This window comes from Hymenobacter polaris (genome assembly GCF_012927305.1).
Classification (GTDB): domain Bacteria; phylum Bacteroidota; class Bacteroidia; order Cytophagales; family Hymenobacteraceae; genus Hymenobacter; species Hymenobacter polaris.
Genome location: NZ_JABBGH010000001.1, coordinates 1,947,808 through 1,970,240, shown reverse-complemented (window position 1 = coordinate 1,970,240; position 22,433 = coordinate 1,947,808). Strand labels below are relative to the sequence as shown.

General features: G+C 62.3%; 18 protein-coding genes. 7 read left to right on the top strand and 11 right to left on the bottom strand.

Going from position 1 to position 22,433, the window contains the following annotated elements:
- Positions 1-24: 24 nt before the first annotated feature.
- From HHL22_RS08490 to HHL22_RS08480, 3 genes are all read right to left on the bottom strand, one after another.
- The gene (locus tag HHL22_RS08490) at positions 25-1,134 is read right to left on the bottom strand and encodes an efflux RND transporter periplasmic adaptor subunit (protein WP_169530488.1); all 1,110 of its coding nucleotides are present in this window, start codon (positions 1,132-1,134) and stop codon (positions 25-27) included.
- 64 nt (positions 1,135-1,198) lie between these two features.
- A complete protein-coding gene (locus HHL22_RS08485) occupies positions 1,199-2,872 on the bottom strand; it encodes a TolC family protein (RefSeq protein ID WP_169530487.1) in 1,674 nt (557 codons plus the stop codon).
- Between the two features lie 180 nt (positions 2,873-3,052).
- Positions 3,053-4,429, bottom strand: a complete 1,377-nt coding sequence (locus tag HHL22_RS08480; protein WP_169530486.1) for a sensor histidine kinase — start codon at positions 4,427-4,429, stop codon at positions 3,053-3,055.
- A gap of 321 nt (positions 4,430-4,750) precedes the next feature.
- Between HHL22_RS08480 and HHL22_RS08475 the strand changes: the two genes are divergently transcribed.
- Both HHL22_RS08475 and HHL22_RS08470 read left to right on the top strand, forming a co-directional pair.
- Positions 4,751-7,936 (top strand): SusC/RagA family TonB-linked outer membrane protein, encoded by a 3,186-nt coding sequence (locus HHL22_RS08475; protein ID WP_317172640.1) that lies wholly within the window; start codon positions 4,751-4,753, stop codon positions 7,934-7,936.
- A 14-nt stretch (positions 7,937-7,950) separates the two neighbouring features.
- On the top strand, positions 7,951-9,432 hold the full coding sequence (locus HHL22_RS08470; RefSeq protein WP_169530484.1) for a RagB/SusD family nutrient uptake outer membrane protein: 1,482 nt from the start codon (positions 7,951-7,953) through the stop codon (positions 9,430-9,432).
- 79 nt (positions 9,433-9,511) lie between these two features.
- Here the strand turns inward: HHL22_RS08470 and HHL22_RS08465 are convergent, their stop codons facing one another.
- The gene (locus tag HHL22_RS08465; RefSeq protein WP_241737993.1) at positions 9,512-10,195 is read right to left on the bottom strand and encodes a response regulator transcription factor; all 684 of its coding nucleotides are present in this window, start codon (positions 10,193-10,195) and stop codon (positions 9,512-9,514) included.
- A gap of 360 nt (positions 10,196-10,555) precedes the next feature.
- Here HHL22_RS08465 and HHL22_RS08460 point away from each other — a divergent pair, with 360 nt between their 5' ends.
- Both HHL22_RS08460 and HHL22_RS08455 read left to right on the top strand, forming a co-directional pair.
- Positions 10,556-10,990 carry a nucleoside deaminase gene (locus tag HHL22_RS08460; protein ID WP_169530482.1) on the top strand — a complete coding sequence of 145 codons (435 nt, stop codon included), beginning with the start codon at positions 10,556-10,558 and terminating at the stop codon, positions 10,988-10,990.
- Between the two features lie 299 nt (positions 10,991-11,289).
- On the top strand, positions 11,290-11,616 hold the full coding sequence (locus HHL22_RS08455) for a hypothetical protein (protein ID WP_169530481.1): 327 nt from the start codon (positions 11,290-11,292) through the stop codon (positions 11,614-11,616).
- A gap of 9 nt (positions 11,617-11,625) precedes the next feature.
- Here HHL22_RS08455 and HHL22_RS08450 read toward each other — a convergent pair whose 3' ends face one another.
- The 3 genes from HHL22_RS08450 to HHL22_RS08440 form a co-directional block, all read right to left on the bottom strand.
- Positions 11,626-12,909 (bottom strand): chloride channel protein, encoded by a 1,284-nt coding sequence (locus HHL22_RS08450; protein WP_169530480.1) that lies wholly within the window; start codon positions 12,907-12,909, stop codon positions 11,626-11,628.
- 109 nt (positions 12,910-13,018) lie between these two features.
- A complete protein-coding gene (locus tag HHL22_RS08445; protein WP_169530479.1) occupies positions 13,019-13,333 on the bottom strand; it encodes a hypothetical protein in 315 nt (104 codons plus the stop codon).
- A gap of 38 nt (positions 13,334-13,371) precedes the next feature.
- Entirely contained in the window at positions 13,372-14,496 is a 1,125-nt protein-coding gene (locus HHL22_RS08440) for an XdhC family protein (RefSeq protein WP_169530478.1), read from the bottom strand.
- 168 nt (positions 14,497-14,664) lie between these two features.
- On the opposite strand from HHL22_RS08440, the gene HHL22_RS08435 reads away from it, so the two are divergent.
- The 3 genes from HHL22_RS08435 to HHL22_RS08425 all read left to right on the top strand — a co-directional run bounded on the left by HHL22_RS08435 (position 14,665) and on the right by HHL22_RS08425 (position 16,972).
- Positions 14,665-15,534 (top strand): AraC family transcriptional regulator, encoded by an 870-nt coding sequence (locus HHL22_RS08435; protein ID WP_169530477.1) that lies wholly within the window; start codon positions 14,665-14,667, stop codon positions 15,532-15,534.
- 219 nt (positions 15,535-15,753) lie between these two features.
- Positions 15,754-16,635 carry an NAD(P)H-binding protein gene (locus tag HHL22_RS08430; protein WP_169530476.1) on the top strand — a complete coding sequence of 294 codons (882 nt, stop codon included), beginning with the start codon at positions 15,754-15,756 and terminating at the stop codon, positions 16,633-16,635.
- Between the two features lie 169 nt (positions 16,636-16,804).
- A complete protein-coding gene (locus HHL22_RS08425) occupies positions 16,805-16,972 on the top strand; it encodes a hypothetical protein (RefSeq protein ID WP_169530475.1) in 168 nt (55 codons plus the stop codon).
- 421 nt (positions 16,973-17,393) lie between these two features.
- On the opposite strand, the gene HHL22_RS08420 is transcribed toward HHL22_RS08425, so the two are convergent.
- From HHL22_RS08420 to HHL22_RS08405, 4 genes are all read right to left on the bottom strand, one after another.
- The gene (locus tag HHL22_RS08420) at positions 17,394-17,960 is read right to left on the bottom strand and encodes a hypothetical protein (RefSeq protein WP_169530474.1); all 567 of its coding nucleotides are present in this window, start codon (positions 17,958-17,960) and stop codon (positions 17,394-17,396) included.
- A 212-nt stretch (positions 17,961-18,172) separates the two neighbouring features.
- A complete protein-coding gene (locus tag HHL22_RS08415; RefSeq protein WP_169530473.1) occupies positions 18,173-20,446 on the bottom strand; it encodes a xanthine dehydrogenase family protein molybdopterin-binding subunit in 2,274 nt (757 codons plus the stop codon).
- A 37-nt stretch (positions 20,447-20,483) separates the two neighbouring features.
- Complete coding sequence (locus HHL22_RS08410; protein WP_169530472.1) at positions 20,484-21,521, bottom strand: FAD binding domain-containing protein; 1,038 nt, start codon at positions 21,519-21,521, stop codon at positions 20,484-20,486.
- Positions 21,522-21,620: 99 nt separating this feature from the next.
- A complete protein-coding gene (locus tag HHL22_RS08405) occupies positions 21,621-22,208 on the bottom strand; it encodes a (2Fe-2S)-binding protein (protein ID WP_169530471.1) in 588 nt (195 codons plus the stop codon).
- Positions 22,209-22,433 lie beyond the last annotated feature (225 nt).

Genomic DNA, 22,433 nt, shown 5'->3' with positions numbered 1-22,433 from the left:
ACCAGCCACTGACAACTAAAAAATCTAATCCGTCAGGTCGTTGAAGAGCAGCAGGCTGCCTTCGGTCACTACCTGGTCGCCGGGGTTGAGCTTGCCGCTCACGTAGGTGTACTGCGAGGTAGTGCGCACCTCTTGCACCGGCACCACGCTGTATTTGCCGGGACTGTCCTGCTTCACCACGTAGTACTTGTCCTGGCTGAAAATCACCGCCTTGGGGTTCACGGCCAGGTTTTGGGCGCCGCCCGTCAGGTGCAGGTACACGGTGCAGAACATATCGGGCTTGAGCAGGCCGTCAGGGTTGGCCAGCTCCACGCGGGCCTGCACGATGCGCGTGTCGGGGTCTACCACGTTGGAGATGTTGGTGATGGTGCCGCTGAACTTCTTGTCGGGGTAGGCCAGGGCCTGAATGTCCACCTGCTCGCCCACTTTCACGCTCTCCACGTCGGTCTCGTACACGTTCAGCAAAATCCACACCTTGCTCAGGTCCGAGATGGTGAAGATGGGTGACGAGTTATCGGGCCGCAGCTGCATGTTCTGGTTCACGTTGCGGGCCACCACGTAGCCGCTCACCGGCGCCTTCACCTGGTAGATGGGCTGGGCCGTGCTGCCGGTGCTGGCCCCGTAGAGCTTGAGTATCTGCTGGCTACGGTTGAGGGCCGACTGCGCCTTGGCCAGCCCTTCGCGGGCTGCAATGAGGTCCTGCTGCGAGGCGAAGTTGGTTTTGTAGAGCTGCTCGGTATTGTCGGCCGTGCGCTTGGCCAGGGCGTAGTCGCTCTTGGCGCCGTTGTAGTCGTTGAGGTAGCCGCTCACGTCGGCGCTTTGCACGGTAGCCAGCGCCTGGCCCTGCTGCACGTACTGGCCCAGGCTGGCGCTCACGTTCAGCACCGTGCCGCTTACCACCGGAAACACCTGGTCCACCCGGCGCTGGTCGTAGCTCACCTTGCCCGTGAAGCGCAGGTCCTGGGCCAGGTTGCGCAGCTGCACGGTATCGGTGCGGTAGGTGGTTTCGGTATCCTTCGAGTTTACGGGCAGCTCTTCTTGCTTGCCGCCGCAGCCCGGCAGGCTCAGCAGGGCCGGCATGGCCAGCCCTAGGGCCACCAGCAGGCGAAAAGGTGTTTTAAGTAAGGAGTTCATTGGTTGAAAAGCGGTAGCAAAACGGGGGTAGCTGGGCCAAGCGCACTAGTCGCTTAGGGCGTGCTTAAAAAACCTTGGCGTTGGTGGCGAAATTGACTTGCTGCTCGGCCTGTAAGAGGCGGTTGCCGATGTCGATGAGGTTGAGCTGGGCGTCTTTGTAGGCGCGGAACTTGTCGATGAAGCTCACCAAATCAATCAGGCGGCGGTTGTAGTCGGTCACGGCGTCGCGGCTCACGTTGGCGGTGCGGGCCAGGTAGTCGGGCGTGATAGTTTGGCGCAGCTGAATGGCGCGCTGCAGCTGTTCGTAGGCCGTGTTCACGTCCTGCTCTACTTGCAGCTTGGTACCCCCTAGGGCAATGCCCGTTTGCTGCACCCCAATCTTGGCGGCCTGCACGTTGCCCTGGTTGCGGTTGAATACCGGCAGGTCGATGGCCGACTGCACCCCGAAGTAGTGCGGATACGTGTTGCCCTGGCTGGCGTAGTCCACGCCCACCAGCAGCTTCGGAATGGCCAGCGAGTGCTGCACGCGCAGGTTCTGGTCGGCGTAGGTGGTTTGCTCGGTGGCGGCGCGCAAGTCGGGCCGCAGGCTGTAGGCTTGGGTGGTGAGGTCGGCCAGGGCGGGCACCGCGGCGGGCGGCTCGGGCAAAAACTCGACGCCCTGCGGCGCCACGAACACCGTGCCCGGCGCGGCCAGCAGCACCCGCAGCGTAGCCTCGTCCTGGGTTAGCTGATTGAGCTGGTCAGCGCGGTCGCGCTCCAGGCTCTGCTGCTCCAGCTCCAGGCGGGTCACCTCGTAGCTGGCCACCACCCCCAGGCGCAGGCGTTCGCGGTAGGCGGCCAGCAGCCGGCCCAGCTGCGCGCGCTCCTGGTCGGTGAAGCTGAGCTTGCGCCGCTCGGCCGCCACGTTGTAAAACGACTGCACCAGCTGGTAGCGCGCCTGCCGCAATACGTCCTCGAACGTGGCCTGCTGCACCGCCAGCCCCGTGCGCGAAAGCTGCGTGAGCTTCGAGCGCCGCCCCGAGATATCGATGAGCTGCTGCAGCTGCACCACCACCGTGCCGCCCGTGGGCGAGATGGGGTCGGTTTGCTTTTGCAGCGGGAAGAACGTGCCCGTATTGGGGTTATAGGCGTTGATTTCGGCCTGCAGGTTGGGGTTGTCGCGCAGCAGCGCCTGCCGAATAGCCGCGTTGGCCACATCTATATTATAGTGCTGAGCCAGCAGTTGGAAGTTGGCCTGCATAAAGCGCAGCATGGCCTGGTCGAGCGTGAAGCGCAGCGTATCGGTAGCCAGGGGGGCTAGGGTAGCGCCCTGGGCCAGGCCCACGTTCACGTCGTATTTGCCCGGGGCCGCGCCGCTGGTGCCCGCCGTGTGGGGCGCGGCCGGCACGCCCGGGGTGGTAGGCACCGCATTAGCACCGGGCGTGGTGGCGTTGCCCCCGGTAAGGGGCGTGGGGCTGTCGGGGCTGGTGAGGGCCGGGCCGGGCTGGCCAAACTGGGTGGGGCTGGTAGGCTGGCCCGGCAACTGGGCCGGCACTACGCCGCCGCGGGTGGTGGTTTGCTGGCCGGTAGTGGTAGCGGGGGTAGCGGCTGGCGCCTGGCTGGGCGGCAGCACGGTGCTGGAGGCGGGCCGGGCCGAGCTGGGTGGCAGCGCCTGTCCCCACGCGGGGGCGGCTACCGCCAGGCTAAGCGCCCCCCCGGCTGCCGCCAGGGTGCGCAAAAAGAAGGTCGAGAGATTCATGGCGAAGAAGTGCTGCAAAGCTCCCCTGGCCACATTAACCCCAAATTAGAAGTCCATTAGAAACGGATTAAAACAAGGAATTTTCTGAAAAAACTGCTCTCAGTTACCCGCAAGCCCGAAAATAGCCCCTAGGGCCAGTCAGGCGGCAGCGCCGCTAAGCGCCACCCTAGGGCACCTAACTTAATCGAAGGCCAGTTCGGCTACCGTGCCCCGGCCCACTTCCGAGCGCAGCGTGAGCGTGCCGCCGTGCAGCGCCGCAATGCGCTGGGCCAGGGGCAGGCCCACGCCGTGCCCCACCACCCCGCGTACGCTGGCCGCCCGAAAAAACGGCTGAAATACCTGCGCCAAATCGTCGGCCGCAATGCCCACCCCGGCGTCGGCCACCCGCACCAGGCAGCCCCCGCCGGGGCGGCAGCGCAGGCTTAGCCGCACGCGCTGGCCGGCGGGCGAGTACTTCAGGGCATTATCAACGAGGTTGCCCAGGGCGCGGGTTAGCAGCGCCCGGTGCCCGCGCACCTCGTAGGCGGCCGGGTCGGCGGGCATCTCGCTCAGGTCGCCCAGGTCTACCTGCACGCGGCTGCGCTGGGCGGGCGCCACGGCTTCGCGCACTTCCCACAGCAGCTCATCCAGGCGCACTTCCTCGGTCAGGGGCACGTTGCCCTCGGCCTGGGCCATATCCAGGAGGTTGTTAATCAGTTCCTTTAGCTGCTGCAGCTCGCCTAGCACCGAGGCGGCCCCTTCACGGTAGGCTTCGGCGGGGCGCTCGCGGGCCAGCAGCACCTGCAGCTCGCCAATGCTGGAGGTTAGCGGCGTGCGCAGCTCGTGCGAGGCGTTGCGCACAAACGTGCGCTGGCCGTCGAAGCTGGCCTCCAGCCGCGCCAGCAGCCGGTTGAAGGTGCGGGCCAGGCGCGTAAGGTCGTCGCGCTCGCTGGTGCGCAGCGTGCCCTCGTCCACGCGCTGGTGCAGGTCCTGGGCCGTGATGCGGTCCACCTGGTCGTTGAGGGCCGCAATGGGGGCCAGGGCCTTGCCGGCAAACGCGCGCCCTAGGGCATAAATACCCACCAGGCTGGCCACAAACGTGAGGCTCATGATGGCAGCCAGGCTCTTGAGCCGGCGCTGGCCGTACACGTTCTCGGCCGCCGCCACGATGATAAAGTCGCCCTGGTTGTCGTGGTAAAAGATACCGATGGCCTGCCGCCCGCTCAGGGTGAAGTACACTTCCTTGTTGAGCACGATGCGGGCCAGCAGCGCGTCGGAGAGGCGCACGCGCTCGTCTTCGGCCACGAAGCGCACGCGCCCCCCGGCGTCGTACACCTGTAAAATCTCGTTGGGCAGCGCCTGCAGATACTTTTTCTCGAAGTCGCGGAAGGCGCTGGCCCGCATCTCGTCCTTCTCTAAGTAGATGTAGCTCGTTACCTGGGCGCGCTCGCGCAGGCGCTGCCGAAACTCGCGCTTGGTGTAGGTGCTTTGCAAAATGAACACGCCCGCCAGCACCGCCAGCAGCAGTACGGCCACGATGCTCACGAAAAGCCAGGTCAAGCGGTTGCGAATAGTCATAAGTAAAGAAAGGCGCGTCCGGCGCAGCTTCGCCAACGCAAATATCCGGGCAATTGTACTGCCTGCTACCCCCACTCCTAGGTGGGATGAGTACTGTTGCGCGCTCCACTAGTAAAGGTTGCGGGAGGGAGGCTAACTCTTACAGACGGTTCTATTAATTGGCTGATGTGCCCTTTAAAAATGGGCCATTTAGCAAGAAAAAGGGGTGAAAAGGCGATTATGCCCTAGGATAATTATAGTTGGCCAGTATATTCGCCGCAGTGTTTTTTATGTACCCTTTAACATTTTAGGATGAAAAAACTTGTACTGTTACTCCCACTTGTGGGAGGCGCGCTTGCCGCGCACGACTTGCGAGCCCAGGCGCCGACCGTTGCCCAACGCGCCGACGAGCGCACTATCACCGGCCAGGTAATCGGTACTGATGGCAAAGGCCTGCCGGGCGTGACCGTGATAATAAAAGGAGGTGCCCGCGGTACTACCACCGATATTGACGGCCGGTTTTCGCTGGCCGTGCCCGCCGCCACCACGCGGCTCGTGTTCTCCTTCGTGGGCTACGTGAGCCAGGAAATTCCCCTGAACGACCGCACCAAGCTGACCGTGACGCTGGAAAGCTCCACGGGCCTCGACGAGGTAGTAGTAGTGGGCTACGGCATCACGCAGGCCCGCCGCGAAAACACCGGTACGATTGCCGTGGTGGAGGGCAAGGCCATTGCCAACACGCCGGTGCAAAGCTTCGACCAGCAGCTGCAGGGCCGCGCCGCCGGCGTAAACGTAACCACGCCCAACGGCCTGCTCAACAACCCGCCGGTTATTCGCATTCGGGGCATCAACTCCATCAACCTCAGCTCGCAGCCGCTGATTGTGATTGACGGGGTGCCTACCTCTACCGGCAACAACTCGCAGCTGAACGCGGTGCCCAACAACCCGCTGGCCAACATCAATCCGCAGGATATTGAGAACGTGGAAGTGCTGAAGGATGCCGCCTCGACGGCCATCTACGGCTCGCGCGCTACCAACGGCGTCATCCTGGTAACCACCAAGCACGGCCGCCAGGGCCAGAGCCACGTGGGCTACAACGCCTGGCTGGGCCTGACCACGCCGGTGCGCCTCTACAACGTGCTAGGGGCCCAGGACTACATGAACATCAAGAACGAGGCGGTAAACAACCTGTTTGCCAACCGGGGCTTGGCCGCGCCTACCACGCCCTACTTCCGCCCCTCTTACGACAGCAATAACAACCTGATTGATACGCGCTGGTACGACTACATCTACCAGACGGGGGTATCGTCGAATCAGTCGCTGAACTTTTCGGGGGGTAACGAGAAGACGACCTACTACGCGTCCGTCGACTATACCAACCAGAAGGGGATGCTGAAAAAGAACGAGTTTGAGCGCTACAGCGGCCGCTTCAACGTCGACCATAAGGTGTTCAGCCGCCTCACGGTGGGCGCCGTCTTCAGCTACAGCCACCTCTACAACCGCGCCCCCAACTCGGGCTCCGTATCGGGCGGGGCGTTCAGCACGTCGGGCCTAGGGCGCATTCCGCTGGTACTGCCCCCCAACATCGCGCCCTTCAACGCCGATGGCTCTTACAACACAAACGGGGCCGGCATCGGGGCGGGGGCCAACCTGAACCCGCTGAGCACGACCAACCCGCCCGCAGCCCTGCTGCCGGGCTACTACAACCCGGTGGTTGACCTCGACAACAACTACTTTATCTCGAATTCCAACCAGATTCAGGGCAACGTATATGCCGACCTGGAGCCGCTGAAGGGCCTGCACCTGCGCTCGAAGTTTGGTATTAGCAACAACTATTACGAAGACAAGGCTTTCTACACGCCCATCGCGGGCGACGGCTACTCGCCGGGCGGCGAGGCCGACAACTACTACCACGACTTCCGGCTGTGGGACTGGCAGAACACTGGCACGTACAGCCACAGCTTTGGGAACCACAACTTCGACCTGCTGGTAGGCAACGAGCAGCAAACCACTAACTCCCAGTACTGGGGGGCCTCGCGCACGCAGGTGGCCGACTTGTTCTTCACCAACTATCAGGGCAACTTCACCAATATCTCGGCCTCGGGCAACGGCATCGGCTACAATTACCTGGTGTCGTTCTTCGGGCGCTTCGCCTACAACTACGACCACAAGTACCTGCTCTCGTTCAACGCCCGCCGCGACGGCTACTCGGCCTTTGCCGATAAGTGGGGCAACTTCTACGGCGGCTCGCTGGGCTACATCATCTCGGAGGAAGGGTTTTACAAGAACGCGGGCATTGCCAACGTGCTTAACTTCCTGAAGGTGCAGGGCAGCTACGGCTCGGTAGGTAACAACCAGGGCGTGAACGATTTTGCTTCGCTGCAGCTCTACGGCTCGGGCCTGTACGGCGCCAATGCCAACCTCTACTACAACCAGGCCGGCAACCCGGCGCTGAAGTGGGAAACCAGCCGCAAGACGGATATTACCATCAGCACGGGCTGGCTTAAAGACCGCCTGACGGTGGAAGGTACTTACTACCGCAACCTGGTGGATGGGCTGATTCTGCCCGTGCCGACGGCGCCCTCGCTGGGTATTCCGGCCGGCCCCGGCGGGTACGCCACCAGCATTCCGGCCAACGTGGGTTCCATGCTCAACCGCGGCTTCGAGGTAACGGCCCGCTTCCAGGCCATTCAGCACAAGGCGTTTAGCTGGACGGTGAGCGGCAACTACACTTCGCTGCACAACGAAGTGCTGACGCTGGTTACGGGCCAGCCCTACATCGCCAGCGCTACCTCGGGCCTCGAAACGGTGAACTACACCACCGTTGGCCGCTCGATTGGCTCGATACTGGTGGTGCAGTCGCTGGGCGTAAACCCCGACAACGGCCGCCGCATGATTCAGAAAGCCGACGGCTCGGTGGCCCAGTACCAGTACCAGGGCTCGGGCTGGACGGATGTGGCTACCGGCAAAACCACTACCGCCCCCAACCAGATTACCGACGGCGTGTACTACGGTCCGGTGCTGCCCACCTGGTACGGCGGCTTGGATAACAACTTCACCCTAGGGAACTTCGACCTCGGCATCTTCCTGCAGTACTCGGGCGGCAACTACATCTACAACGGCACCAAGGCCGGCCTGCACGACCAGCGCTTCTGGAACAACGCGGCCGACATCAAGAACCACTGGACGAGCGACAACCGCAACGCCCTGTACCCGGCCGTGGTGTACGGCGACAACGTATCGAACGGCTCGGCCCTGCCCATGTCGTCGAACGTGGAGAAGGGCGACTTCCTGCGCGTGCGCAACATCGCGCTGGGCTACACGCTGCGCTCGTCGCTGCTGAGCCGGGCCAGCCTGAGCAGCGCCCGCCTCTACGTGCAGGTGCAAAACGCGCTGCTCATCACGAAGTACTCGGGCATTGACCCCGAGATTTCTACCAACGGCGCCAGCAACACCGCCGCCGGGGTCGACCGCAACTCGGTGGGCCAGGCCCGCACCTTCACAGCCGGCCTCAACGTGAACTTTTAATCTGCCTTATCGCTATGCATTTTTTTGCTAGAAATACTTTTTTCACGGCGGCCACGGCGGCTGCGCTGGCGCTCGGCACCACTGCCTGCAACAAGGATAAGCTCTATCCCGCGCCCTCCAACCAGTTTTCCGACCAGGTGGTGTTTAGCACCCCGGCCCGCATTGCCTTGCAGGTGAACGCGCTGTACAGCTACGTGAAGACGGGCGGCTTCCTAGGGGGGCGCTACCAGATTTACGGCGACATTCAGCTCAACGATTTTCTGAACCGGCAAACCAACGCCGTGACGGGCCTGACCGTGTGGAACCACACCGAAACGGAAACTTCGCAGAACGACGTTATCAACTGCTGGAGCTACGGCTACGAGGCCATCAACCAGATTAACGTGTTCCTGGCCGGCCTCGACGCCAACCAGGCTAGCTTCGCCACCTCGTTCGGCACCACCGCCGACCAGTACCGGGGCGAGGCGCGCCTGCTGCGAGCCCTTAGCTACTACTCGCTGCTGCAACTCTACGCCCGGCCCTACGCCGACGGCGCCGGCAGCAAGCCTGGCCTGCCCCTGCGCCTGCTAGCCGAGAAAAGCCCGGCCAACAACGCCCTGGCCCGCTCGTCGGTAGGCGACATCTACACCCAGATTCTGGCCGACCTCGACTTTGCGGAGAAGGTATTGCCCCTGACCTACAACGACGCGACGCTGAACATTACGCGGGCGCACCGCAACACGGCCATCGCCCTGAAATCGCGCGTGTACCTGAGCATGGGCAACTACGCTTCGGTGATAACGGAAGCCAATAAGCTGGTGCCCGGCGCGGCTCCCTACGCCGCCACCACCGGCGTGGCCAACGCCCTCAACTCGTCGGTAACGGCCGTATTTGCGCCGCCCCAAACGACCACCGAGAGCATCCTGTCGTTTCCGTTCACCTCGCAGGACCAGCCCGGCACGCAGAACCAGCTGTCGTACTACTACCTGCCATCTAACTTAGGAGGCAACGGCGAGTATAGCTTAAACACGGCCGACGGCAGCATCTACGCCAACGCCAACTGGGGGGCTACTGATGCTCGCCGCACCAACTTTGTGGTGAAGGGTAGTACCGGCGAGTTCTTCCTCAAGAAGTACCCCACCGGCACGCCCTACACCGACAACGCGCCCGTCATCCGCTACGCCGAGGTGATGCTGAGCCTGGCCGAAGCCCGCGTGCGTACCAACGGGGCGGCCGATGCCCAGGCCCTGGCCCTGCTCAACGCCGTGCGCACGCGCTCGAACGGCACGGCCTACACGGGCTTTACCTCGGCCACCGACTTTATCAACGCCATCTTGCTAGAGCGGCGCATTGAGTTCCTGGGCGAAGGCATCCGCTACTTCGACATTATGCGCACGCTCTCGCCCATGCCGGCCAAGGGCGTGGCCATTGCCGTGCAGCCCACCGATGCTATCTACATCTGGCCCATTCCGATTACCGAAATCACGAGCAATCCGCTGATGACGCGCAACCAGTAAGGGTAGCGTAAGGCAGCAGTAAAAAGGCTTTCCCCGGTAAGGAGAAAGCCTTTTTTGTGGTTTGTGCCCCTAGGCCCGCTTATTCCTCGCGCAGCACGTAGCCCATGCCCACTACGGTGTGAATCAGCTTCTTGGTAAATCCTTTGTCTACCTTATTGCGCAGGTAGTTCACGTACACGTCAATGACGTTCGAGCCGGTGTCGAAGGCTTCTTCCCAGGTGTGCTCGGCTATTTCGGCGCGGCTGAGCACGCGGCCCTGGTGGCGCAGCAGCAGCTCGAGCAGATTGAACTCGCGGGCGGTGAGCTTGATGGGTTGGCCGGCGCGCACCACGGTTTTGGCGGCGGTGTCCACCATCAGGTCGGCCAGGGTGAGCTGGGTGCCCTTGGTGGTGCGCGGGCCGCGGCGGCGCGTGAGGGCGCGTACCCGCGCCAGCAGCTCCACAAAGTCGAAGGGCTTGACTAGGTAGTCGTCGGCCCCGCCGTCGAAGCCCAGCAGCTTGTCCTGGGTGGTGCCTAGGGCCGTAAGCATCAGCACGGGCAGCTCCTGGTCATGGGCGCGCACGGCCTTCAACACCTCAATGCCGCTGCTGCCAGGCAGTATCACGTCCAGAATCAGCAAGTCGAACGCCTGCCCTAGGGCTAGGCGCAAGCCAAAAGGGCCGTCGTAGGCCACCTGCACCTCGTAACCTTCCTCCTCCAGCCCGCGCCGAATGAAGGCCGAAACCTTGGGCTCATCTTCTACCAGCAGAATTTTCGTGGCCATAGGGAGCGCCGGCGGCATGGGGCCAGGCGGCTGCAAAGATGCAGCCCGGCCCGCGCTTCCAAAAAAGCCCTGGCCAAAGTTGGCCAGGGCTTTCTAACTGTGCGAAAGAATAGAATGAATTACCAGGCTCCGTTGCCAATAACCTTGCCAGAAAAACAAGGCTTTAGGCTGCTGCGGGCCCTAGGGGTGGCCCCGTCGCCCAAGCCAGCCGGGGCCGCAGCTTTGAAGGGAGCTGGTGCTTCGTATCGCGGCGCTCACCGACCTTTGCCAGCGAGCAGCCACCACCTCTTAAGGGCTACTTTGAAGGGCGCTGCCTACCTTCCCCAGCAACCAATTGGCGTTGCTTCTAGCTATTTTCTTATGGATAAATTCATGCAAGCCGCTATCGACGAAGCCCGCCTGGGCCGGTCGCAGGGCGGTATCCCCATTGGCTCGGTGCTGGTGCGCGCCGGCAAGCTCGTAGCCCGCGGCCACAACAAGCGCGTGCAGGAAAACTCGGCCATCAAGCATGGCGAGATGGATTGCCTCACCAACGCCGGACGCCAGGCTACCTACCGCGATACCGTGATTTATAGCACTTTGATGCCCTGCTACATGTGCGCCGGCACCATCGTGCAGTTTAAAATTCCGAAAGTCGTGGTGGGCGAGTCGCGCACTTTCGACGGCGCCCGCGAATTTATGGAAAGCCACGGCGTAGAAGTGGTAGACCTGGACTTGCAGGAATGCGTGGACATGATGAATGAGTTCATCAACGCCGAGCCCGCCCTCTGGAACGAGGATATAATGGAAGAATAGGCCATAGGGGTATTCAGAAATAGGTAGCGCCGCAAGTTTATTTAGAATATTTCTAAATAAACTTGCGGCGCTTGTGCGTGCGGTATACATTTGCTCATGTTTAGAACGTTTCTAAACAGATATTCGAGGCAAGCCCGGTGCGGGCGAGCAGCGCGGGAGTACAGCTATCGTGGTGAGGCTGCTAAGCGTGGTTCGTTCGTGCCGGCACTAGGCCCCTAGGGGCCGGGCCGCCGCCGGCGGTGGCGGTGGCGGCAGTAGGGCTTGCTCGGTATCTACTAGTAACTTAATCAAGCGGATATATGTCGCGTTGCCTCCATCATAACACGCTGGGCTACATTGCCCAATGCCCCGGCCGGTGCTGCCTGCACCTCTACTTTGGCAATGTGGGCCTGCGCCTGCTGCCGCACGAGCTGCAGCAGTGGCGCGGCACGGTGGCCGAGCTGTGCAGCCACCACGCCCTAGCCACCCTCGATGCCACTGAGCGCAGCATCAGCCTGCCCGGGCCGGTGGCCAGCCAAGTGTTTTTGTTTTCGCTCGAAGAATTGTTTTTGCTGCACGACCTGCTGGCGAGCGCCGCGCTGCTGCTAGAGGTCGAAACCATTCTGGAGCGAACCGTCCGGCGCTAGCCAGCGCGCCTAGTCTTCCTCGGCACCCAACACGGCAAGCTGGGCGTTGATAAGCGGATTTTTGGGCGCCAGAAAAAAGCCCGTGAGGCTAGCAAAGAGTATTGGCACCGGCTGCTGAAAACCCGTGAGGGTAGCCAGCAGGATGGCCGTGCTGATGGGCGTGCGCGTGGCGCAGGCGTTGAGGGCGGCCATGCAGCAAATCATAGCCAGCGGCAGGTTTTGCGAGGGAAAAAGCGTGTGAATGAGCAGCCCTAGGGTAGCCCCCACGAAAAACAGCGGAATGATGAAGCCCCCGCGCCAGCCCGAGGTAACGGTGAGGGCGATGGCCACCAGCTTGGCCACTAGCAATCCTACCAGAAACGCGACAGTGAAGTGTTTTTCCAACAACTCGGTTAGCTCCTCATGGCCAAAGTAGCGGGCCAGCGGTACGTAGTAGGCCAGCACGCCCAGCAGCAGGCCCGCGCTACCCATCTTGGCGTAGATAGGTACGGGCAGCCGGCCAAACCCCCCCCGCAGCTGCCGTACCAGGGCAATAAAGCCCCAGCCCACGGCCGCGCCCACCGCGCCGTAGCCCACGGCATAAAAGGCATCGTTGAGCTGCGGCGTGCCGCCCACCGGGAAGTGCCAGGTTGGCCCAATACCGATGTGGGTTATCAGAATGAAAATGATAAAGCTGGCGCAGCTGCTCACGAAGGCCGGAATGAGCGCCTGGAAGTATTCGCTCAGGTGCTTGTGGTGCAATATTTCGAGGGCAAAGAGCCCACCGCCTAGCGGGGCGCCAAATAGCGCCGTGAAGCCCGCCGCCATGCCTGCGATGCTGAGCGTGCGCAAGCCCTCGCCGCGCACCCGCAGCTTCTGGGCCAGCCACGAGGCCGTGGAGCCCGTCACCTGCACCAGCGGGGCCTCGGGGCCGGCGCTGCCGCCGCTGGCAATGCAGAGCAGCGACGACAGCACCATGGCCACGCTGTGGCGCGGGTCGAGCCGCCCTCCCCGAAAGCGAATGTTGTTGACCAGCAGGCTCATCTCGCCGGGGTCGCCGAGGCGATGAATGATACCGCCCGCTAGCAGCCCCGCCCCGCCCATCAGGGGTACCACCCACCAGCCGCTCACCAGGCCCAGCAGCTTAAGGAGCTGCGCTAGCACCAGCCAGTAGGCCCCCGCAATAATGCCGCCTACCAGGCCCACTAGCACCCACAAAAAGAACGTGCGACTAAAAACGAACGGATTGAATTGGAGCGGCGCTGCCGCCTGCTGTCTCAGCCGAATGGCCCGCCGGCCGGTTTGAAAGCGCATGAAATTAAGTGAAGAGTATTCTATACAACCCTAGCCTACTCGTAGGGTTGCGGCTGGCTAGAGAGAAGGCTGACAGTCAAGCCAAAATGCTGGGTATGGTGGGGCCGGGCTAGTAGCGGCGGGCGGTCCAGTGCAGGAGCTGGCCGCGGAAGGGGAGGGGCTTGTCGGCAAAAAACGCGAACAGCGCTGCTACCGTCGGAAAGCCATCGGCCTGGGCCAGTGTTAATAGCTCGGCCGGGGGTAATAATCGGCCATCCACGCGCAGCTCGCCGGCTGTGAGTGCTATATCCTGAATGGAAACGATGGCTTGCGGCTCCCAAAATTCGTGCTGCGCCGGCTGCTCGGCGTGCACGCAAAACCGGGCCACCTCGCCCGCCTGCCACCGCTGCCCCGCCCGGATGGTATGCACTTTAGTACCCGCCATGATGGCGGGAATAAAGTCCTCGTTGAACCCAAGCACCCTCACGCCTCGGCCGGGATGTGCACCGTGCCCGCCCGCTCGCGCAAGGGCCGGCCCTGCCGCCCGCTGTGCTGCGCCTGAATCTCGGCCACGATGGCCAGGGCGATTTCTTCGGGTGTTTCGCTGCCCAGGTCGAGGCCGATGGGGCTGTGCAGGCGCTCGCGCAGCTGCTGCACCTGCACAGCCGGAAAAGCGTCGAGCTCATCGAGCAGGCGCTGCGCTTTCAGCCTAGGGCCCAGCAGGCCGATGTAGGGCGCGGGCGAGGCCAGCAGGGTTTGCAGCGCGGCCAGGTCGTAGGCGTAGTTGTGGCTGAGCAGCACGTGGTAGGCCAGCGGGTCGGGCGTGGCGGTTTCCAGCTCGCGCACGGGCACCAGGCGCACTTCGGCGGCTTCGGGGAAGCGGGCGGCGGTGGCTAGGTTGGGCCGGCCATCGATTACCGTGATGTGCCACCCTAGGGAGGCGGCCAGGTGCACCAGCGGCTGGGCGTCGTTGCCGGCGCCGTACACCACCAGGCGCAGCGGCGGGCGCAGCACTTCGAGCGAGGCGCGCACCGGGCCGGCCTCGGTGGCGAGGGTCAAAATCTGGGGTTGGCCCTGGGCCAGGGTGGCGCGGGCGGCCTCGGCCAGCGGCGCGGCCAGCAGCGCGGTGCCGCGCACCAGGCCGGTTTCGGCGAGTAGCACGCGCTGGCCCACGGCGGCTTTCAGACCGCTGGCGTCGGTTTCGAACACGGTGGCCAGCACGGCCGGCGCGGGGTGCTGGGCGAAGCCGCGCAGCAGCTCCAGCGGGTTGTCGGGGTTGGCGAAGTCGAGCGGCTCCAGCAAGATGCGCACCACGCCCTGGCAGCCGGGCCCTAGGCCGTGGCGCGGGTCGTCCTCGTCGCGGGTGTCGTAGGTGACGAGCGCCGGCTCGCCCTGGAAGATGGCCCGCCGCGCCCGCTGCCGGGCATCGCCCTCCAGGCAGCCGCCGCTGATGGCGCCGGTCAGCTCGCCGTCTTCGGTCACGAGCATGCGGGCGCCGGGGCGGCGGTAGGCCGAGCCGATTACTTCCACCACCGTGGCCAGGGCGCAGGGGCGGCGCGCGGTACGGTGCTGGTCGTAGGCCAGGAACAGGCGTTGGAGTTCAGTCATTGCGGGAAAAGGCTAGCCCAGGCATACGCCGGGCGGCGGGCCGTGGTTATCTAAACCACCGGCGGCGCGGCGGGGTTTCTGCATGTACCGTGGACGCTGCGAGTCCGCGCGTAAGTACACCGGCCAATTCAACGCGCGGACTCACGGAGTCCACGGTACACCTTCCCCATGCCGCCCACCATTCCCGTTTTCCCGCTCGCCGCCCTCACGAAAACGGAGGAGAAGCCGGCCGCCGTGCTTTTCCTGGGGCCCGACTCGGCGGTGCCGCACCTGCCCATCGACCGGCCCTACCGCAGCGGGTACTATAAAATTGGGATTGTGCTCAGCGGCAGCGCCCGCCTGCAAGTCAACCTCGACACCTACGACCTAGGGCCCGGCTCGCTGATGGCGCTCTCGCCCTACGTCATCAAGCAGTGGCCTTTTATGAGTGAGGACTGCGACTCGCTCAGCATCTTCTTTACCAAGGAGTTTGTGGCGGCGGGCGGCGGGCCCAACCCCGATGCGTTTGCCTTCTTCGCCCGCGATGCCCGCCCCGTGCTGCCGCTGCCGCCCGCCGAAGCCGCCAGCCTCGCGGCGCTGCTGCGCACCATTGGGCAGCGCTACGCGGCACCGCACGCCTACCGCGAGGAGATTTTGCGCAGCCTGCTCCACATTCTGTTGCACGAAACGGCCCCCATCTACAGCGCGCAGCACGTGGCTACCCAGGCGGTGCAAACGCGCAGCCAGCTCATCGCCGCCGACTTCAAGCAGCTGGTCAACCGCCACTACGCCACCCAGCGCGGCCTAGGGTTCTACGCCGACCAGCTCTGCATCACGCCCAAGCACCTGGCCGAAACCGTGAAGGAAGCCACCGGCCGCCGCGCCGCCGAGTGGCTCGCCGAGGCCGTGCTGCTGGAGGCCCGCGTGCTGCTCCAAAACCCCGCCCTCACCATCGCCCAGGTTGCCGATACCCTGCACTTCGCCGACCAGTCCACCTTCGGCCGCTTCTTCCGGAACAACACCGGCGTGTCGCCGGCCGGCTACCGGCAAGGAAGTTAACTACGAAGCAACTGAAGTGCCTCACCCCCGGCCCCTCTCCGAAAAGGAGAGGGGAGCCTGACGTCACCTTGCGTCCACATATGGTCGGCTCCCCCTCTCCTTTTCGGAGAGGGGGCCGGGGGGTGAGGCGCCACGTCTAGGTACGTAATCCGCCCTTTTGCCCAATCTTCCCGCCGTTTGGCCCTTCCTGCCCGGCCCCACCGCCCGGAGCTTTGCCCTATGAAAATCATCGTCACCGGTTCCCTCGGGAACATCAGCAAGCCGCTGGCTACCACGCTCGTGCAGCAGGGCCACGCCGTCACCGTCATCAGCAGCCAGCCCGAGCGGCGGGCCGCCATCGAGGCCCTAGGGGCCACCGCCGCCATCGGCTCGTTTGAAGACGCCGATTTCCTGGCCGCCACCTTCGCTGGGGCCGACGCCCTGTACGCCATGGTGGCGTCGGGCCACCGCGAGGCCGATTCGCGGGCGTTTTTCCAGCGCATCGGCCGGCACTACGCGCAGGCCATCGAGCAGGCGGGGGTGCGGCGGGTGGTGCAGCTCAGCAGCTGGGGCGCCCACCGCGACCACGGCACCGGCGGCATCCTGGGCTCGCACGACGTGGAGGAAATCCTGGCGGCCGTGCCGGGCCTGGCGCTCACGCACCTGCGCCCTACCTCGTTCTATACCAACTACTACGGCTTCGTGGGCATGATAAAAGGCGCCGGCTTTATGGGGGCCAACTGCGCCGGCAGCTACCGGGTGGCGCTGGTGCACCCTAGGGACATTGCTGCCGCCGCCGCCGAGGAACTGACCCGCCCCGCCGCCGCGCCCGGCCGCACCGTCCGCTACGTGGCCAGCGACGAGCGCACCCAGGACGAAGTAGCCCAGGCCCTAGGGGCCGCCATCGGCCGCCCCGACTTGCGCTGGGTCACCTTCACCGACGAGCAGATGCGCGATAACCTGCTCCAAAACGGCCTGCCCGCCAGCACCGCCACCGACATCGTGGACATCTACGCCAGCATGAACAACGGCGCCCTGGCCGAGGACTACGCCCAGCACAAACCCGCCCTAGGTACCGTGAAGCTGGAAGAGTTCGCAAAGGAGTTTGCGGCGAGTTTCTAGGAAGTGTTCACAGTTACTCACTGAAGGGCTGTCATTGCGAGCACCGCGAAGCAATTGCAACCCTTCGGTGAGTAACTGTGAACAGCTCCTAATACTATATAAGCTGTCGTTGGTATCTTAGGCGTAGTAAAATCAACGTAGCTACTTGCAGTAAATCCGCTCCTAGTCGATGAATAAACTCACCAGATACAGCAGCTTCGAGGAGATGAAGCGGGATATAGAGCCAACTAATTTGCCCGTTGCCGAAAAGCAGCGGCTTGATGCGGAAGCGCGGCAGATGGCCGAAATGCTACAGGCTCTATGTGCGAAAAGGGTGACTAGTAATACTCGCAAATAACCAACTGCTCGCTAGTATCTTACGCACTTAGCAATTGATTGATTAACTTGGTGTTAAATGATTTTTAGGTGGGCGCGAGTGAAATGATACAATAAAAACCATGTGATATTTTGTTCGTACATTTGCATTAAGAAAGGCCGCCCTGCGCTAACAGAACGGCCTTTCAATTGTAATTACCTAGCGTGTTTTAGGTAATCTAGTGGTTAAATCACGGCACACGCTGCCGCGTTTGTGACCAACCCGTTTACCTCCCTTATGAGGTCGGACGGGGTACTTCTGATTCTTGCGCATTATATAGTGCGTAAGAGTTGCCTCACAAGCAATATGGTGGTGAGGTCGCCACCAATGTTATTCTAAGTCTTCACCTTAGAACAACACTTTCAGTAAAGCGCAACTGTTTGAAGCAGTTGCGCTTTTTTTATTAGAACCCTAGGTCAAGGTCATCTTCTTGCTTTTGCTGTTCGTTTTCTTCTGTGTTAGCTTCAGTTGAAATCCAAGATGAGATGCTATAGTAGTAAGCTTGGTTTGATTTAGAATACTGCTTGATAACTTTTCCGGATTTTACAAACTCACCTAATGCATTTTTCACGGACTTTGGGCTTATTGGCTCCGAATATGCATTTGCGACTAAAGCGACTAATTCGTCCGAAGTGCGGGCTTCTCCAGCTTCTTCAAGTTGCTGTAATGTTGCTGCATCAATACCTCCAAGGCGTCGCTTCTTAGAAGGAAGATGAGTTTGTTCCTCATCTGACTCTTCAGTAGGTGCGCTTTCGTCTTGGTCAGCCACCTCCGGTGTGGCATCAACTCCTGCTAAAAGGGATTTAAAGGCATTTACTAGATTAGAGGCATCCTCTAACTTCTGTTTTGCGGTTGTGTACTCATTTTGAGCTACTCTAACGCTATTTTCTGCTGCTGCTAAGGAAGCTTTGAATGATGCTATCGCCGCTGCCTTGATGTACTCGTCATCTATTGCTACCGTGAGTGACATTGAAGACGGGATTTAGGATTGGACGTTTAGATAAAACAAAGGTACATAAGGGGATTTGATATGATACATCAAATCCTAAAAAAATTATTAAAATTATTGTTCGCCCATTTTCTGTTGCTTATGGCTTAAATCCCCTTGCTGTAATCCCCAAAGCAAAAGCGCCCCGCAGCCAATCGGCTACGGGGCGCTTTTCTATGCAACTTAATTAAACCTTACAGCAGCTTATCAATCGTCAGCGGCAATTCGCGGACGCGCTTGCCGGTGGCGTGGTACACGGCGTTGGCTACGGCGGCGGCTACGCCCAGCATCCCGATTTCGCCGACGCCTTTGACGCCGATGGGGCTGGCGATGTCGTCTTCCTCCTCCACAAAAATCACGTCGATTTTCTTGATGTCGGCGTTCACCGGGATGTGGTACTCGGCGTAGTTGTGGTTAACGTAGCGGCCTAGGTCGTTGTTGAGGTAGGCCTCCTCCATCAGGGCCATGCCGATGCCCCACACCACCCCGCCCAGCACCTGGCTGCGGGCGGTTTTGGGGTTCATGATGCGGCCGGCGGCCACGGCATCCACCACGCGCGTGACGTGGATGGTGCCTAGGTCCTCGTCCACTTTCACTTCCACAAACACCGCGTTGTGCGAGTGCATCGAATACTTCAGCATGTTAATCGGGTTGGGGCCCGCTTTGCCCTCCGCCTCAATCTTGGCCTCGCCGCTGGCGGCCAGGATGTCGGCAATGGCCACCGAGCGGCTGATGTCCTCGTTGGCGCGGATGTGGCCGTCGGCGAACTGCACGTCCTCGAAGTCCACGCCGGCCAGGGGCGAGTCGTCCATCTTCTGGGCCAGCTTGAGCAGCTTCTTGCCCACGGCCTGGCAGGCGTCCTTCACGGCCGCGCCTACCGAGTTGGCGGTCCAGGAGCCGCCTTGCACGGGGGCCTCGGGCATCTCGGTGTCGCCCAGCTCGAAGGTGACTTGCGCCAGGGGCAGCCCTAGGGTCTGGGCGGCCATCTGGGTCATAATCACGTAGGTACCCGCGCCCTGGTCGTTGGTGGCGCTGCTCACCGTGAGGTGGCCATCGGCCGCGAGCACGGCCTTGGCGGCGGCTTTCTGCATGGAGGCATCCCAGCAGCCGGCAGCCACGCCCCAGCCCACGAGCAAGCCGTTTTCGTCGCGCATCGAGCGGGGCTCGGGGTTGCGCTGGTCCCAGCCGAAGCGCTTGGCGCCTTCGTGGTAGCAATCGTCGAGGCGCTTGCTGCTGAAAGGCTTATTTTCGGTGGGGTCGGTGTAGGTGTAGTTGAGCAGGCGGAAATCGAGCGGGTCGCGGCCGGCCTTGTACGACAGCTCGTCGATGGCGCTTTCGATGGCGAAGCTGCCGGTGGCCGCGCCCGGCGCGCGCATGTCGGCCGGCGTGTTCACGTCAATCTTGGTCAGCTTGTAGTCAAACTGGCTGTTGGGCACCTTGTAGAGGATGCCCGACCAGTTCACCACCGTCTCGGTTTCATCCTCAAACTGCGAGGTTTCGGCCAGCGCGTTGTGCTCCATGGCCTGCAGGTAGCCCTGGTCGTCGCTGGCCAGGCGAATGTCCTGCACGGTGTGGGGGCGGTGGCCCATGCTGAACATCTGCGAGCGGTCCATCACCACCCGCACCGAGTGCTCTAGCTCCAGGGCCGCCAGCACGGCCATAAATACCTGGTACTGTGGTCGCAGGCCCGAGCCGAAGCCGCCGCCCGTAAACTTCGAGATGATGCGCGCTTCCTCCTTACTCAGCCCGAAAATCTTGGCGATGTACTGCTGCACGTTGGGCGCGCCCTGCGTCTTGTCGTAGATTTTCATCTTCTTGCCGTCGCCCAGCCAGTCCACGGTCGTCCCGAACATCTCCATCGGGTTGTGGTGCTGCGCGTGGTGCACGTACTCGCCGGCCACCTTGTGCGGCGCGTCGGCGTAGGCCTGCTCCACGTCGCCCTTGGGCTTGGGCGGGGGCACGAAGCCGGTTTTGCCCTTGGGCGCGTCAAACGCCTTAGGGGCCGCCACTTCCAGGTTGGTGTTGAACTCGGCCACGTCGTAGTCGATGCGCAGCACCGAGGCGGCGTAGCGGGCCAGCTCAAACGTGTCGGCCACCACCAGCGCCACCGGCTGCTGGCTGAACATGATTTCGGGCTCGTGCAGCGGCCGGAAGGGCGAGCCGCCGGGGGCCACATCGTCCTTATACGCCCGGTCGAACCAGGCCAGCGAAGGCACGTTTTCGTGCGAGAAGACCTGCTGCACGCCCGGAATAGCCAGCACCTCGTCGGCGTAGATTTTGGTGATTTTGCCTTTGGCAATGGGGCTGCTCACGACGTAGCCGTACCACAGCGGGCCGGTCACGCTGAACTCGGCCGCGTACTTGGCCGCGCCGCTCACCTTGGCCGGCCCCTCGGGGCGGCTGATGGGCTTGCCCACAACGTCGCTGTCGAGGCGCACGGTAGGCGGGGTTGCGATGGTTTGGGACATTATATGTAGTTAATTTATACTGAGTGGGGTCTCACGGCTACGGATTCGAATTCAAAAACACATTCGGGTTCACCTCATACTTCATCTCGGTGGCCTGCTTGAGGGCCCGCACGATGGCGCGCTTGCCCAGCTCAATCTTAAACGAGTTATGCAGCGAGCCCTCGCCGTAGCCCTTGGCCTCGGCAAACACCTTGGCGGCCACCTTCCGGAATAAGTCGGGCGAGGCCGTTTGGCCTTCCAGCATCTTTTCGGCTTCCTGGTCGCGCCAGGGTTTGTGGGCTACGCCGCCCAGGGCAAAGCGAGCCTTTTCGATAGTGTTGCCGTTCATTTTCAGGCCCACTGCCACGCTCACCAAGGCAAAGGCGTAGCTGCTGCGGTCGCGCAGCTTGAGGTAGGTGAAGTGGTCGGCGTAGCCCTCGGCGGGCAGGTCAATGGCCGTTACCAGCTCACCCGGCTCTAGGGTGTTATCCTTCTCGGGGTGGTCGCCGGGCAGACGGTGGTAGTCGTCGAATTTGATGGTGCGCTCGCCGTTGGGGCCTTGCACGCGCACGGTGGCCTCTAGGGCGGCCAGAGCCACGCACATGTCGCTAGGGTTGGTGGCGATGCAGCTCTCGCTGGTGCCGAGCACGCCGCACACGCGGTTGGGACCGGTGAGGGCCGAGCAGCCAGTGCCCGGCTCGCGCTTGTTGCAGGGCGCGGCAAGGTCATAGAAATAGTAGCAGCGGGTGCGCTGATTGAGGTTGCCGCCGTTGGTGGCGGCGTTGCGCAGTTGCGGTGTGGCGCCGGCCAAAATGGTCTGGCTCAGCAGCGGGTAGCGCTTTTCTACCTCGGGGTGCCAGGCCGTGTCGGCATTAGTAGCCAGCGCGCCCAGGCGCAGGCCGCCGTCGGGCAGGCTGGTGATGTCGGTAAGTGGCAGCAGGCCTAGGCTGGTGAGGTGGCTGGGGCGCTCGAGGTTGTACTTCATCAGGTCCACGAGGTTGGTGCCGCCGCCCAGGTAGGCCGCGTGCTCGTGCCCGGCGTAGTCGCGCACGGCTTCGTCGGCGGCCGTGGCTTGCGTGAGGGTGAAACTGTTCATATAGTTTAATGTGGTAGATGTGGGGAATGTAGAGAATGTGGAAATTGATAGTCAGCTTCTTTGCGCAGCTACATCTTCCTCATTTTCACATCTGCCACATTAGTTGACGGAGCTAGACTGGGTGGGCTGGGCCGGAATAGTTACCAACGTGCCGTTATCGACCACCACCTGGCCGTCGTGTAGCACTTCCATTACGGCCGACAATATGTTAGTGTAGGCGCCGCAGCGGCAGAGGTTGCCGCTCATGTGCTCGCGCACCTCGTCTTCGGTTTTGCAGCGGCCTTCATTGATGAGGCCCTGCGCCGAGCAAATCTGGCCCGGCGTGCAGTAGCCGCACTGGAAAGCGTCGTGGTCCACGAAGGCCTGTTGCAGCGGCGAGAGATTGTCCTCGGCGCCTAGGCCCTCGATGGTCTCGATTTTCTTGCCCTGGTACACTGTGGCCAGCGCCAGGCACGAGTTAATGCGCTTGCCGTCAACCAGGACGGTGCAGGCGCCGCATTGCCCATGGTCGCAGCCTTTCTTGGTGCCGGTTAGGTCCAGGTACTCGCGCAGGGCGTCGAGCAGGCTGGTCCAGGGCGCAATCTGGATGGTGTGGTCTTCGCCGTTGACGTTGAGCGTCACGGCCTGGGTGGGCACTACGTGCGGCGCCGCTTTGTCGAGGGGCTCTTGGATGAAGTGTAGACTCATGGAGCGATAGGGTAGAAGATGTGAGGCAAGCAGCCCTAGGGGCTATTTACTGGACGACTCTTTTACGCTACGGCTTAGCGCGGGCCTTTGATGTTTTAAAACAATCTAAATAAGCGCGTTACTTCGACTATTAGCCAGCGGGCAGCCTGACATTCAAGCCACTTGAAAACGAAGCAGCCAAGCAGCAGGCCTGAATCTTTTGTGAAATACACCTGTGAAAGCTCG